The organism is Rhizobium sp. NZLR10, from assembly GCF_019685125.1.
GTDB lineage: Bacteria > Pseudomonadota > Alphaproteobacteria > Rhizobiales > Rhizobiaceae > Rhizobium.
On the sequence record NZ_JABDWE010000011.1, the window covers coordinates 137,492 to 151,643 of the forward strand.

At 61.6% G+C, this 14,152-nt stretch carries 10 protein-coding genes; 3 read left to right on the top strand and 7 right to left on the bottom strand.

Features of this window, described 5'->3' with window-relative positions; all coding sequences use genetic code 11:
- Positions 1-294: 294 nt before the first annotated feature.
- From HJB82_RS18070 to HJB82_RS18095, 6 genes are all read right to left on the bottom strand, one after another.
- Positions 295-2,121, bottom strand: coding sequence for a bifunctional diguanylate cyclase/phosphodiesterase (locus HJB82_RS18070; RefSeq protein ID WP_221140875.1), 1,827 nt, complete (start codon positions 2,119-2,121; stop codon positions 295-297).
- Positions 2,122-2,253: 132 nt separating this feature from the next.
- Positions 2,254-4,038 (bottom strand): IlvD/Edd family dehydratase, encoded by a 1,785-nt coding sequence (locus HJB82_RS18075; protein ID WP_221116548.1) that lies wholly within the window; start codon positions 4,036-4,038, stop codon positions 2,254-2,256.
- On the bottom strand, positions 4,035-4,946 hold the full coding sequence (locus HJB82_RS18080) for an NAD(P)-dependent oxidoreductase (RefSeq protein ID WP_207581554.1): 912 nt from the start codon (positions 4,944-4,946) through the stop codon (positions 4,035-4,037). The genes HJB82_RS18075 and HJB82_RS18080 overlap by 4 nt, the downstream gene beginning before the upstream one ends.
- Positions 4,947-5,090: 144 nt before the next feature.
- Entirely contained in the window at positions 5,091-8,291 is a 3,201-nt protein-coding gene (locus HJB82_RS18085; RefSeq protein WP_207581555.1) for an efflux RND transporter permease subunit, read from the bottom strand.
- A gap of 141 nt (positions 8,292-8,432) precedes the next feature.
- Positions 8,433-9,623 carry an efflux RND transporter periplasmic adaptor subunit gene (locus HJB82_RS18090; protein ID WP_221116547.1) on the bottom strand — a complete coding sequence of 397 codons (1,191 nt, stop codon included), beginning with the start codon at positions 9,621-9,623 and terminating at the stop codon, positions 8,433-8,435.
- Positions 9,624-9,669: 46 nt separating this feature from the next.
- Positions 9,670-10,482 carry an alpha/beta hydrolase fold domain-containing protein gene (locus HJB82_RS18095; protein WP_221140877.1) on the bottom strand — a complete coding sequence of 271 codons (813 nt, stop codon included), beginning with the start codon at positions 10,480-10,482 and terminating at the stop codon, positions 9,670-9,672.
- A gap of 164 nt (positions 10,483-10,646) precedes the next feature.
- On the opposite strand from HJB82_RS18095, the gene HJB82_RS18100 reads away from it, so the two are divergent.
- On the top strand, positions 10,647-11,558 hold the full coding sequence (locus HJB82_RS18100; RefSeq protein ID WP_207581558.1) for a LysR family transcriptional regulator: 912 nt from the start codon (positions 10,647-10,649) through the stop codon (positions 11,556-11,558).
- Positions 11,559-11,883: 325 nt separating this feature from the next.
- On the opposite strand, the gene HJB82_RS18105 is transcribed toward HJB82_RS18100, so the two are convergent.
- The gene (locus HJB82_RS18105; RefSeq protein WP_221140879.1) at positions 11,884-12,627 is read right to left on the bottom strand and encodes an SDR family oxidoreductase; all 744 of its coding nucleotides are present in this window, start codon (positions 12,625-12,627) and stop codon (positions 11,884-11,886) included.
- A gap of 119 nt (positions 12,628-12,746) precedes the next feature.
- Between HJB82_RS18105 and HJB82_RS18110 the strand changes: the two genes are divergently transcribed.
- Positions 12,747-13,670: a LysR family transcriptional regulator gene (locus tag HJB82_RS18110; protein WP_207581560.1), complete on the top strand. Its 924-nt coding sequence runs from the start codon at positions 12,747-12,749 to the stop codon at positions 13,668-13,670.
- 124 nt (positions 13,671-13,794) lie between these two features.
- Entirely contained in the window at positions 13,795-14,109 is a 315-nt protein-coding gene (locus HJB82_RS18115; RefSeq protein WP_207581561.1) for a hypothetical protein, read from the top strand.
- The last annotated feature ends 43 nt before the right edge of the window (positions 14,110-14,152 follow it).

Below are 14,152 nucleotides of genomic sequence, written 5' to 3' on the forward strand. Positions count from 1 at the left end.
TGCACCTGCGAATGATGGAGAGCCGCGTTGATGGACGTGACGACGCGTATAATCATTTTTCGAGGCAATGCAGAAAGCTTGGTTTCCGCATTACCATGAAACAATGCCGATGCAAGCTCAAGAAAATTACTTGCGCGCCAATTATCCTCCTGCGAGCGCGAATAAAACGCCGCGCCGAAAAGATATCGCCTGGCCGTTCCGAAAAAGAGGAAAGCATTTCGGCCGAAATCACTTCCGCAAGCCGGGAAAACCGCTGTTGAAACCGGGCGCGGCGGCGGTCGCCGCGCCGACGGATCACCGGGCCGTTCCGCTCATCACGGTCTTCTGCTTTTCGATCCCGCTCGCCATCGGCGAGAAAAGACGCGCTGTCTCGGCCGCCGGTGCGGGATAACCAAACGCGTAACCCTGCAGGCCATCACAGCCGAGTTGCGCCAACACGACGGCATGCGCCTCGGTCTCGATGCCCTCGGCGATCACCTCGACGTCGAGCGCCTTGGCGATTTCCACGATCGAACCCACCACGCGCCGCTGCTCGGCGGAGCTGACAACCTCGGCGATGAGCTGCCGGTCGATCTTCAACCGTTTCGGCCGCAGCTTAACGAGACCGATGAGCGAGGCATGGCCCGATCCGAAATCATCGATCTCGATGTCGATACCCATCTGTTTGATATCGCCGATATGATCGAGCAGTCTTTCGTCGCTGTCGTCGAGGAAAATCGTCTCGACCAGTTCGAAGACGATCGCGGCGGGCGGAATATCGAGCTTCCTCAGCTTGCCGAGCAATGTCGGATCGGCAAGGCGCGACCCCGAGATGTTGACGGCGATGCGTGGAACCGCAAGGCCGCGAGACAGCCAGGACAGCCGGTCTTCGAGAACGCTCTTGAGGATCGCCGCATCGATCTCCGCCGCAAGCCCGTGCTCGTCGGCGATCTTCAGGAAAATCCCTGGGGCGAGCACGCCCTTGCCGGGATGTTTCCAGCGCGCCAGCGCCTCAAAGCCGATGACTTCCCGGGTCCGGGCGTCAAGCTGCACCTGATAGTAGGGAACGATCTCGCCGCGCTCCAGCCCCAGCTTGAGCTCTTCGGCGAGGCGGCGCTTGGCGCGCAGATCCTCCTGTAGTTGCCGCGTGAAGAATTCGACGCGGTTGCGCCCGAGCTTCTTCGCCTGGTAGAGCGCCAGATCGGATTCGGCAAGCAGGTTGCGCGCCCGCCGATCGCCGCTCCAGGAAACACCGATCGAGGCGCCGGATTGCAGCATCTCGTGGCCGAAGCGGATCTTCTTGCGCAGCCGACGCTGAAGATCCTCGGTGATCAGCTTCAGCTCAGTGAGATCGCTGAAATTGACCAGTACGATGACGAATTCATCACCGCCAACGCGGGCGACCATGCCATTTGCGGGAATGGCGGCGGTGATGCGAAGCGCTGCGGCCCTGAGCACGGCGTCGCCTGCCGCATGGCCGTGACTGTCATTGATCTGCTTGAACTGGTCGAGGTCGAGATGCAGGACGCCAAGCGTCGTGATGCTCTTGTCAACCGGCAGTTCGGTGAGCCGCTTGTCGAGAAGCCGCCGGTTCGGCAAGCCAGTGAGATAATCGTGATCGGCGACGTGCTCGATGCGCGCATTGCTTTCCTCGAGCGCCACCGCCTTCGCCTCGGCCACCATTTTCTGTCGCGCGAGCTCGGCATTGAGCACTATGTCGGCAGTCACATCCCATTCGGCGCCGATGAACGAGGGAAGCCCCTCTGCATCCACATAGAAATGCGCGCGTGAACGCAGATAGCGGATTTCGCCGCTCGGCAGTACGATCCGGAATTGCGAATTATAGGCGCCGCGTGTTGCAATCGCCTGGTCGAAGTCGCGTTCGGCCTGCTCACGATCGTCGGGATGGATCGCATTCGACCATAACCATGCCGGCACGTCCCGACATGTCTCGCCGGTCTCGTAGAGACGGTGCATCTGCGCATCCCACAGGATCCCGCCCTTTGCGATGCTGTGTTCCCAGACACCGATCCGGGATGCATCGAGAGCGAGTTCGAGCCGGCGCAGAAGATCCTGGAACTCTTGTTCGGATCGTGTGGGTCTATTTTCTGGCAACGCGGTCTCAGCCTTAGGAGCTTCCATAATTGCAATATGGTCTCAAGCCGGCATTAATGAAGCCTTGTGCCGATGATCGAACTAGTCACTAGGTGAACCGTCCGTTACGACTTTCCCCTTTTGGATCAGAGAACTTGCAGTCCACGGCGCCCTTCAGGATCAGTGGTTGTGCCGCGGCGGTCTTTTGGCGATCTGACGAAATTCCGCCGCTCCCTCCAGAACTGCGCCGTCGGACAACTGCGTGACCGAGCGGCGGTAGATCTGCTGCCATGGCGTCGCGTCCGCCGGCACCGGCGGAATTCCCTCTGCCTTGCGCCGTTCGATTTCAGTCTCGTCGACCAGCATGTTGCAGCGCCCCTGATTGAAGTCGATGCAGATGACATCGCCGGTGCGAAGCCAGGCGAGGCCGCCGCCGGCAGCACTTTCCGGCGAAGCATTGAGGATCGAGGGGCTGTCGGCCGTGCCCGATTGGCGGCCATCGCCGATCGTCGGCAGGCTGCTTATGCCGCGTTTCAGCAGGTGATCCGGCGGCTGCATGTTGACGACCTCAGCCGAACCCGGCCAGCCGAGCGGCCCGGCGCCGCGGATGACAAGGATGGTATTTTCGTCAATGTCGAGTTCAGGATCGTTGATGCGCTTGTGATAGTCCTCCGACCCGTCAAAAACCACCGCCCGGCCCTCGAAGACGCCCTCGCGCCCCGGCTCCTGAAGGTAGCGCCGGCGGAAATCCTCCGAGACGACACTCATCTTCATGATCGCGAAATCGAAGAGATTGCCCTTGAGAACAAGGAAGCCGGCTCGCTCCTTCAGCGGTTCAGCGAATGGCCGGATAACCTCGCGGTCGCGCGCCTCCTTGCCCTGCAGGTTTTCGGCCATCGTCCTGCCCGTCACCGTGCGACAGTCGCCATCGAGCTTTCCGGCCTGCAGCAATTCCCACATGATCGCCGGCGTGCCGCCGGCGCGATGAAAACGCTCGCCGAGATAGGCGCCCGCCGGTTGGACATTGGCCAGCAGCGGGATATCGAAGCCGTGCACCTGCCAGTCGTCGGGATGAAGTTCGACGCCGGCGTGTTTCGCCATTGCCGCCAGATGCGGCTGTGCGTTGGTGGAACCGCCGATCGCCGAATTGGTGCGGATGGCATTGAGGAAAGCCTCGCGGGTCAGGATATCCGACGGCTTCAGATCCTCGAAGACGATTTCGACGGCGCGCCGCCCGGTACGATAGGCCATCTGGCCGCGTTCGCGATATGCGGCCGGAATGGCGCCGCAACCGGTCAGCGAAAGGCCGAGTGCCTCGGCAAGGGCGTTCATCGTCGAAGCCGTGCCCATCGTATTGCAGTGGCCGACTGATGGCGCTGAATCGAGCGCCGCCTGCAGGAATTCTTCCCGATCGATCTCGCCTGCCGCATATTTTCGCCGCATCCGCCAGATCACCGTGCCGGAACCCGCCAGTTCCCCCTCGTGCCAGCCGTCGAGCATCGGACCGCCGGAAAGCACGATCGCCGGAATATCGACCGTCGACGCAGCCATGATCGCCGAAGGCGTGGTCTTGTCGCAGCCGGTCGTCAGCACGACGCCGTCGAGCGGATAGCCGTAGAGGATTTCAACGAGGCCGAGATAGGCGAGATTGCGGTCGAGCGCAGCCGTCGGGCGCTTGCAGTTCTCGAAGATCGGATGCGTCGGAAACTCGATCGGAATGCCGCCGGCATCGCGAATGCCGTCGCGCACGCGCGTGGCAAGCTCGACATGAACCCTGTTGCAGGGCGTGAGATCGCTGCCGCTCTGGGCAATCCCGATGATCGGCTTGCCGGATCGCAATTCTTCCGGCGTGATGCCGTAGTTCATGAAACGCTCAAGATAGAGCGCTGCCATGTCGATGTGGTCGGGATTGTCGAACCAATCCTGGGAACGCAGGCGCCGCTTCGGAGAATGGCTGTCAGTCACCTCTTTCCTCCCGGCAGGGCATTCTTCTCTTCGAGATGGAGGAGCAGGGCGCTATGATCTTTTTCGCCATTGCCGTTTGCGACGAATTCGCTGAATTCGGCGTGCACCGTCGCAGTCAGGGGCAGCGTCAGCGACAAGGTGTCGGCCGTCTCCATGGCGGCGTTCAGATCTTTCAACTGGTTGCTCGACGAACCGCCTGGAGTAAACTGCCTTTCGACCATGCGCTTGCCGTGCAGTTCAAGGATACGGCTCTCGGCAAAGCCGCCGCGAATGGCGTCGCGAAAGGCTGCCGGCGAGCCGCCGCCGGCTGTAATCAACATCATCGCTTCGGCAACGGCGCCGATCGTTACCGCGACGATCTGCTGGTTGGCAAGCTTGGCAAGCTGGCCTGCTCCGCTTGGGCCGACGCGGGTCACGCGCCCCATCGGCGCAAAGACATCTGTAAGCGCATCGACGACGTCCTTGTCGCCGCCGGCCATGATGGCCAGCGTACCGGCATCCGCCCCGACGACGCCGCCGGACACCGGCGCATCGACATGAGCGATACCGCGTTCGGAAAGCCTGGCAGAATGGTCGCGGGCGAAATGCGGGGCGATCGAACTCATATCGATAACGACGGCGCCTGATGTCATCGCATCGACCGCTCCGCGGTTAAACAGCACGTCCTTCACCGCCTCGGCGTTGGTCAGCATGGTGATGACGACATCAGCGCCTGAAACGGCATCTGCGGGTGTTTCCGCGCAGATCGCGCCGTCTCCTGCGAGGGCCTCGGCCTTGCTGGGATCACGATTCCAGACGGCGACGGCAAAACCCGCGCCAAGCAGCCGACGCGCCATCGGCGCTCCCATCAGGCCGGTGCCGAGAAAGGCGATCCGCCTCCCGTCATGACCTTTGCTCGAACCTGTCATTCAGTCCTCCCAACTGTTGTTCGTCTTTGATAACCCGCTCACCCGCCGTTGCAACTATTTTGGTGATGCATCGGCCTGAAAACGATACGGGCGGGAACCGAAGTTCCCGCCCGATTTACTCGACAAAGGAAGGTTGAATTCTGTTTATTCCGCCGCGAGCCGGATGACCTCCGCCTCTTCTTCCTTGTGCTCGTCCGGCTTGTGCTGGACGAGCGGACGGTTGCCCGTCAACCGCCGTAGCAGCACGTAGAAGACGGGCGTCATGAAGATGCCGAAGAAGGTCACCCCGATCATGCCCGAGAAAACCGCGACACCCATGGCCGCGCGCATCTCCGCGCCGGCGCCCGTGGAGACGACGAGCGGCACGACACCCATGATGAACGCCAGGGAGGTCATCAGGATCGGGCGAAGACGAAGGCGGCTGGCCTCGATCGCGGCCTCCCGCGGTGTCCTTCCCTCGAACTCCAGTTCGCGGGCGAATTCCACGATCAGGATCGCGTTCTTCGCCGATAGACCGACAAGCACCACAAGGCCGATCTGGGTGAAGATATTGTTGTCTCCACCGGTGAGCCAGACTCCTGTCAGCGCGGCCAGTACACCCATCGGCACGATCATGATGATCGCAAGCGGCAGCGTCAGACTTTCATACTGGGCGGCAAGCACCAGGAAGACGAGCAACAGTGCCAGCGGGAAGACGACGATACTGGAGTTACCGGCAAGGATCTGCTGATAGGTCAGATCCGTCCATTCGAAGTCGATACCCGCAGGCAGGGTCTCGTGAAGGATCTTCTCGATAGCGGCCTGCGCCTGGCCGGACGAGAAGCCCGGCGCCGGACCGCCGTTGATATCGGCAGCGAGGAAGCCGTTGTAGCGGTTCGCGCGCTCCGGACCGGTGCTCGGCTCAACCTTCAGCAGGGCTGAAAGCGGGATCATCTCACCCGATGCCGAACGGACCTTCAACTGGCCGATATCTTCCGGCTGAGCGCGGAATTTGGCATCGGCCTGCACACGGACGCTGTAGGTGCGGCCGAAGGCATTGAAGTCGTTCACATAGAGCGAACCGAGATAGATCTGCAGTGTCTGGAAGACGTCGGTGACGGAAACCCCGAGCTGCTCGGCCTTGGCGCGGTCGAGATCGGCATAGAGCTGCGGCACGTTGATCTGGAAGCTGGAGAACAGCCCGGCGAGCTCAGGCGTCTGATAGGCTTTCGCAAGAACTGCCTTGGTGGCCTCGTCGAGCGCCTGGTTGCCAAGGCCTGCACGATCCTCGATCTGCAGCTTGAAGCCGCCCGTCGTGCCGAGACCGTTGACCGGCGGCGGCGGGAACATGGCGATGAAGGCATCCTGAATGGAGCCGAACTTCTGGTTCAGCGCCATAGCGATGGCGCCCCCGGAGAGATCAGGCGTCTTGCGCTCCTCGAAATCCTTCAGCGTCACGAAGACGATGCCGGCATTCGAAGAGTTGGTGAAGCCGTTGATCGACAGGCCCGGGAAGGCGATCGCATTGGCAACGCCCGGCTGCGCCAGCGCGATGTCGGTCATGCGCTTGATGACATTTTCCGTGCGGTCGAGGCTTGCGGCGTCCGGCAACTGGGCGAAACCGATCAGATACTGCTTATCCTGAGACGGCACGAAGCCGCCGGGGACCGTACTGAATAGGCTATAGGTCGCACCGACCAGCGCCAGATAGATCACCATGACGATGCTCTTGCGCGACAGCAATCCGCCCACGCCCTTGCCGTAGGCATTCGAGCCCGCGCCGAAGACACGGTTGAAGCCACGGAAGAACCAGCCGAAGATGGCGTCCATGAAGCGCGTCAGCCAGTCCTTCGGCTCATGATGGCCCTTCAGCAGAAGGGCTGCCAGCGCTGGCGAGAGGGTGAGCGAGTTGAAGGCCGAGATGACGGTCGAGATGGCGATCGTCAGTGCGAACTGACGATAGAACTGACCCGAAAGGCCGGAGATGAAGGCCAGCGGAACGAAGACCGCGACGAGGACCAGCGCGATCGCGACGATCGGACCGGAGACTTCCTTCATCGCCTTGTAGGTGGCGGCCCGTGGCGACAGCCCCTGTTCGATATTGCGCTCGACGTTTTCGACCACCACGATCGCGTCGTCGACGACGATACCGATCGCGAGCACCAGCCCGAACAGACTGAGCGCGTTGATCGAGAAGCCGAAGACATACATCACCGCAAAGGTGCCGATGATCGATACCGGAACCGCGATCAGCGGAATGATCGAGGCGCGCCATGTCTGCAAGAACAGGATGACGACGAGAACAACAAGCGCAATGGCTTCGAGCAGCGTGTCGATGACCTTCTCGATCGAGGCACGCACGAATTTCGTCGTATCGTAGACGATCTCGTATTTAACGCCCTCGGGCATGGCGAGCTGCAGCTGATCCATGGTGGCGTGCACATTGTCGGCGATTTCGATCGCATTCGAACCGGGCGCCTGAAGCACGGCAACGGCAACGGCCGGCTTGCCGTCGAGCAGCGAACGCAGCGTATAGTCCGCGGCACCGAGTTCGATGCGGGCGACATCGCGCAGGCGGGTGATCTCGCCACTGGCGCCCGTCTTAACGATGATGCTGCCGAACTCCTCGGGTGTGCGTAGGCGGCCCTGAGCATTCACGTTGAGCTGCAGATCCACACCCGGCTGGCTCGGCGATGCGCCGATGATGCCGGCGGCGGCCTGGACGTTCTGGGAACTGATGGCGTTGCTGATGTCGCTCGCGGCGAGATTATGCTCGGCAGCCTTCTGTGGGTCGATCCAGACCCGCATGGAATAATCGCCAGCGCCGAAGACCTGCACCTGACCGACGCCGGCGATGCGGGCAAGCCGATCCTTGATATTCAGAGTCGCGTAATTGCGAAGATAGGTGATGTCGTGATTGTCACCGTCGGAGACGAGGTTGACGACCATGATGAAGTTGGGCGAACTCTTGACCGTCGTGATGCCGAGCGAACGGACTTCCGCCGGCAGCCGCGGTTCGGCCTGCGAAACGCGGTTCTGCACCAACTGCTGCGCCTTGTCGGCGTCGGTGCCGAGCTTGAAGGTGACGGTCACGTTGAGCACGCCGTCGGATGTCGCCTGGCTGGACATGTAGAGCATGCCCTCGACGCCGTTGATCTGCTCTTCGAGCGGCGTCGCCACGGTTTCGGCGATGACCGACGGGTTGGCGCCGGGATAGGTGGCGCGCACGACAATCGACGGCGGCACCACCTCCGGATATTCGGAAATCGGCAGCGAGCGCAGGCCGATCAGGCCGGCAACCACGATGAGGACCGAAAGAACGCCGGCAAAGACCGGGCGGTCGACAAAGAATCTGGAGATGTTCATATCAAAGCCCTCTCCGGGGTGAACATGGATGCAAAGTCCCTCTCCGGCGGTTTGGAAGCCGCCGGCGGGTCATATCATTTCGGGTATTGGCCTTCCCAGAAGCGAAGGCATCGCCCTCCCCCGGGAGGGGCAGGCGATGTGTTATTGAGCGGTCGCGACCTTCTCTTCCATCTGGGGTGCTACGACTGCCCCTGGACGGATGCGCTGCAAACCGTTGACGACAATCGTCTCGCCGGCGTTCAGGCCGCTTTCGACCACCCGCTGGCCATCGGAAAGTGTGCCGAGCTGGACCTGCCGGTAGGCGACCTTGTTTTCGGCATCGACGACGAAGACGAATTTCTTGTCCTGGTCGGTGCCGACGGCGCGGTCGCTGATGACGATCTTGTTCTCGGCCTTCGGCTGGCCCATACGCACCCGCACGAACTGGCCGGGGATGAGACGCCCGCCCGGATTGTCAAACACGGCGCGCACGCCGATCGTGCCGCTTGAGGCATCGACCTCATTGTCGATCAGCTGCAGCTTGCCCTTGATCGGCGTACCGCTGTCGGTCAGCGTGCCGACCTCGACCGGGATCTGCTCGACCGGAGGCAGGGCGCTGTCGGTCTGCGGAAGCTGGGCAAGCGCCCGCGTCACCATCTCTTCGCTGGCGTTGAAACTCGCATAGATCGGATCGACCGAAACAAGCGTCGTCAGCGCCGGCGAGGTCGAGCCGGCTGCGACAAGGTTACCGGCGGTAACCTCGATCTTGCCGATGCGGCCGGAAACCGGAGCCCGCACCTGCGTATAATCGAGATCCAGCTGGGCCGACTGCAGCGCAGCCTGTGCCGACCGCAGCCCCGCCTGAGCCTCGGTCAGTGCGCTCTGGCGCTGATCGAGATCGCTCTGGGAGATGGTGCGATTATCGGAAAGCCTGTGGCCACGATCGAGTTCGGTTTGCGCCAGGCTGACCCTGGCCTCGGCCGAAGCGACCTGGCCTTGCGCCTGGGCTACGGTTGCCTGGTAGGGAGCCGGGTCGATGGTGAAGAGCAGGTCGCCCTGCTTCACCAGCGCCCCTTCGCGGAAAGCCACCGCCAGGATGGCGCCGGCGACGCGGGAACGCACCTGCACCCGGTCGACGGCTTCTAGACGGCCGGAGAAACTCTCCCAGGCCGTCACGTCGCGCGCCGCAACGACGGCGACCGTCACCGGCACAGCGGGAGCCTGTGCGGGGGCGGAAGCAGCCGTGGCGGTCGTGCTCATCGGCAGCTCGAAAAACAATGCAGCGCCGGAAACGGACGCAATAAGGCCTAAGCCGGCGCCCACCAGGGCCCAGCGCTTCTTTCTGGACGTCATCAGTGCTCTCCTTGCGGCTACGAGCCGCCGAAATATCAGATCTTCTTCAATGCAATTGCGTTTGGACGCTTACGTCCCGAAGGAAGCTTCCGAAATGGCGGCTGACGTTTTCCTGCCAGTCGGGCGCTCCGTCGGATTTCCCACCATAAATCGAAGGCCAGCCCGTCCCGGCGGGAAGGACATGCTGGCGCACACCGACGCCGGCCGTTTTCAGGCGGGCACCGTAACCAATTGTCTCGTCGTGCAGAGGATCGTCCTCCGCAGTGAGTATCAGCGCCGGCGCGACGCCTGAAATACGCGAACAGAGACAAGGCGCTGCATAAGGGTGACAACCGCCACCGCTTAGATAGTGGCTCCAGCCTTCCGTCCAGCGCCGGCGCATGCCGATGGCATCGGCCTTGCGGATCGAGGACGTGCCCATGAACGGATCGAGCAGCGGCGAAATCAGCACCTGACCGTCGAGCGCATCCGGCATCTGGTCGCGCGCCTTCAGCGCCACGCCGGCGGCAATATTGCCACCCGCCTCTTCGCCGGCGACGAAGAGCAGCGATTTGCGGTCACCGAGGCCAGCGCGTTTGTTGGCGAGATAGCTGAAGACGGAGAAGGAGACTTCCAACACCCTCGGAAAAATATTATCGGAAAGGCTGCTGTAATCAGCGGCGACAACAATGGCGCCCGCCTTGGCGAGACTCATTGCCACCGGCCGGTCGACGTTCTTGTCGCTGTCGAGAAACGCGCCGCCATGCAGGTAAAGCACGATTGGCGGACCCTTGCCGTAATCGGCGCCCTGGTAGATACGTGCGGAAACGGGGCCGATGGCCACCTTATCCAGCATCATATCTTTCCATTCCACCGTCATGCGTCCGGTCTCTTTTGCGTCAGCCAGAAGCAGACAACGCCTGCCGCTTGCATTTTGTACAAAAAAGATATTGTTATTCCAACCGAGGAATAAGAAGCTATATCGCGATAACACTGTTCCAGATCTCGAACAATGGTGCAACGCAAACCGCGGATTTCAAACCGATGGATCAGCTTTCGGCAATGCGCGTCTTCATTCGCGTGGTGGAGACGGGCAATTTCACCCGTGCCGCCGACATGCTCGCCATGCCCAAGGCGACGGTAACCAATCTCATCCAGGGCCTGGAGGCGCATTTGCGCACCAAGCTTTTGAATCGTACCACGCGCCGGGTGATGGTGACCACGGACGGCGCGCTTTATTACGAACGCGCCGCCCAGATTATTTCGGAGCTGGAGGAACTCGATGGCAGCCTCTCCAATTCGCAGAGCCTGCCGAGCGGGCGGCTGCGTGTCGAGATGGCCGGCGCTTTCGCCGATTGGATCGTCGTTCCCGCGCTCTACGATTTCTATCAGCGTTATCCCGATATCCGCATCGATCTCGGGGTCGGCGACCGCACGGTCGATTATCTTGCAGAAAATGTCGACTGCGCGCTACGGGCCGGCACGCCGGCCGATCAGTCGCTGATTGCGCGGCGTGTCTCCGAAGTCGAGATGATCACCTGTGCTTCGCCGAACTATATCCAAAAATTCGGCATGCCCGAGCGGCCGGAGGATCTGGAGGCCGATCATTACTCCGTCAATTATTTCCGCGCTCAGAACAACCGAACGCTGCCCTTTGAATTTCGCCGGCACAACGAGGTGATCGAAACCAGTCCACGTTACATCGCCTCGGTTAACGATAGCCGCACCTATCTGACAGCTGCGTTGACGGGGCTCGGCGTCGCGCAGGTGCCGATTTTCATGGCGCGTGAGCCGATGGCAAGGGGTGAACTCGTCCGCGTGCTCCCGGACTGGCGCCGCGATCCGCTGCCGCTCTACGTCGTCTACCCCCCGAACCGCCACCTCAGCAACAAGGTCCGTGTCTTTGTCGACTGGCTGGTAAAGCTTCTGGTAGAGGCGAGACTGAACGACGGCTGAGCGCCAAAACAAGTACGGCCCGGAAGGCAGGGGAAACCTTCGACGGGCCGCACTGTGCAACTTTGAACATCAAGCCTGTCGCACCGCAGGAAGAGAGCGGCAGGCTCTGGAGTTTCGGAAAAGAACGGTAGGGAATTCCACTCTCTCCCGATAGAACAAACATAGGTACTCCCCGCAGGATTGTAAGGGGAAATTCCGCAAGCCCGTTCACATAATCGCGATGACGGCTTGGCTCATGTACCCCCGTCGGCGGGCCGGGTTTCAGTTCTCGACGGCCGGCTTCAGCAAATCGTCGATGCCATAGGGCATCGGCCGCTTGCCTTCGTCAGATCATTCCGCCATTGGCGCGCAGCGTCTGGCCGTTGATCCAGCCGCCGTCGGGGCCGGCGAGGAAGGCCACCGCGGCGGCGATGTCTTCAGGTGTGCCCAGGCGCTCCAGCGGGTTCATCTTGGCCATCCGGGCAATCAGCTCGTCCGACTTGCCGTTGAGGAAAAGGTCCGTGGCAACAGGACCAGGTGCGATGGCGTTGACGGTGATGTTGCGGCCGCGCATCTCCTTGGCCATGATCGCTGTCAGCGTTTCGACCGCAGCCTTGGTGGCGGCATAGACTCCGTAGGTTTCGAGCTTCAGCCCGACGACCGAGGTCGAGAAATTGATGATCCGGCCGCCGTCGCGCATCTGCTTGGCCGCTTCGCGTAGCGTATTGAAGGTGCCCTTGAGATTGACGCTGACTTGGCGGTCGAAATGGGCATCATCGGCCTCAGCCAGCGAGGACAGCATCATGATGCCGGCATTATTGACGAGGACGTCGACACCGCCGAAGGCAGTTTCCGCAGCATCGAACATGCGACGGACGGCTTGCGCATCGCTGACATCGGCTTTCTCAGTCAGCGCCTTGCCGCCGGCCTGCTCGATCTCCCGGGCGAGTTCCTCGGCCGGGGTGGCGTTGCCGGAGTAATTGATGACGACGGTGAAACCGTCCTTGGCGAGGCGTCGGGCGACTGCCGCGCCGATGCCGCGGGAAGCGCCGGTGACCAGCGCCACCTTGCCGTTTTCTTGGGAAGCCATGGTCCGTCTCCTTCATCCTGCGCCGCAGCGCGTTTTCGATGAGGAGAAGATGCGCCTTTTCCTTCCGCGGATAATCAGGCATTCTTCGGCATCACTATCCGGGAATGGCGAACAAAAAGATGGACAGATTCGATGCCATGCGGGTGCTTTGCCGCGTCGTGGAACGCCGCAGCTTCACGCTTGCCGCCGAAGACACCGGCCTGCCGCGCTCGACCGTCACCGATGCGGTGAAGCAGCTCGAGGCCCGCCTCGGCGTGCGCCTGCTCCAGCGCACCACACGCCATGTCAGCCCAACGCTCGACGGCGAAGCGTATTACCAGCGCTGCCTGTCGATCCTTGCCGATATCGAAGATGCCGAAGGCGGCTTTGCCGGCGCCAAGCCGAAGGGTCTGCTGCGCGTCGATGTGCATGGCACACTCGCCCGCCATTTCGTGCTGCCGAGCCTGCCGTCTTTTCTCCAGACCTATCCTGAGATCGAATTTTACATGAGCGAAGGCGACCGGCTGGTCGATCTGGTGCGCGAGGGCATCGACTGCGTGCTGCGCGTTGGCACGCCTGGGGATAGCGACATGATCGCCCGGCGCGTTGCCATGCTGGATGAGATCACGCTCGCCTCACCTGGCTATGTCGCCACCCATGGCCTGCCGCAGCATCCAGACGGGCTTGCCGGCCACCGCATGGTCGGCTTCCGCTCCAGCAGTACAGGCAGCCTGTTACCGCTCGAATTCATCGTCGACAGCGCGGTGCGTCACATCACCATTCCCGCTACCGTCGCCGTCAACGCCGCCGAAAGCTACATTTCAGCGGCGAGGATGGGCCTCGGCATGATCCAGATCCCACGCTATCACGCCGAAAAAGACTTGGCCGAAGGAACGCTTATTCATGTCCTCAAGGATTTTCCGCTGACCCCGACACCGGTTTCCCTGCTCTATCCGCGCAACCGCCAGCTTACGCCGCGCGTGCGCGTCTTCATCGACTGGCTGGTGAAGGTCTTCGCACGACAAAATTCGGAAAACGCGTTTATTACAGCACCGCGCGTCTGAAAAGACGCGCAAAGGATGCTGTAACACTCTGAATCGCTGCATAATTCCCTAAATCGATTCCGATTTAGGGAATTATGCAGTAAAACGCACCTTGCTAATATGAGCGTTCTTTGGGGAAACGGCCATGGCACTCAATGATATCACCGTCTACCAGACGGAAGACGGCTTTGTCGTCGAATTCGGCGGCGAAGGCGAAGACAGGATTGCCGCGACACTGCGGAGTACGCCCGAGCTGACCCTGGAAACCGCCGTCTTGCGGGCCAAGACCCTGCTTGCGGCAGCGATCGAACCTGCCCATAACGACGGCGCGCGCAGCAAGGACCCAGCTTTGCTCGAAGAAGAGCTGGAGGAAGGTCTGGAAGGCTCCTTCCCGGCGAGCGACCCGGTCTCGGTCACCGTCTCCTCAATCCCGATGCGCGATCCGAATGCCGGCCGCTGATGCCGGTGGCTGAAAGCATGAAGCGGTTTTGGGATGACGGCGG

What these genes read in the sequence shown, in the direction of transcription:
- HJB82_RS18110 (WP_207581560.1), top strand. Translation starts at nt 12,747, where the DNA reads ATGGACAGATTCGATGCCATGCGGGTGCTTTGCCGCGTCGTGGAACGC.
- HJB82_RS18095 (WP_221140877.1), bottom strand. Translation starts at nt 10,482, where the DNA reads ATGACGGTGGAATGGAAAGATATGATGCTGGATAAGGTGGCCATCGGC.
- HJB82_RS18080 (WP_207581554.1), bottom strand. Translation starts at nt 4,946, where the DNA reads ATGACAGGTTCGAGCAAAGGTCATGACGGGAGGCGGATCGCCTTTCTC.
- HJB82_RS18105 (WP_221140879.1), bottom strand. Translation starts at nt 12,627, where the DNA reads ATGGCTTCCCAAGAAAACGGCAAGGTGGCGCTGGTCACCGGCGCTTCC.
- HJB82_RS18100 (WP_207581558.1), top strand. Translation starts at nt 10,647, where the DNA reads ATGGATCAGCTTTCGGCAATGCGCGTCTTCATTCGCGTGGTGGAGACG.
- HJB82_RS18085 (WP_207581555.1), bottom strand. Translation starts at nt 8,291, where the DNA reads ATGAACATCTCCAGATTCTTTGTCGACCGCCCGGTCTTTGCCGGCGTT.
- HJB82_RS18070 (WP_221140875.1), bottom strand. Translation starts at nt 2,121, where the DNA reads ATGGAAGCTCCTAAGGCTGAGACCGCGTTGCCAGAAAATAGACCCACA.
- HJB82_RS18115 (WP_207581561.1), top strand. Translation starts at nt 13,795, where the DNA reads ATGGCACTCAATGATATCACCGTCTACCAGACGGAAGACGGCTTTGTC.
- HJB82_RS18090 (WP_221116547.1), bottom strand. Translation starts at nt 9,623, where the DNA reads ATGACGTCCAGAAAGAAGCGCTGGGCCCTGGTGGGCGCCGGCTTAGGC.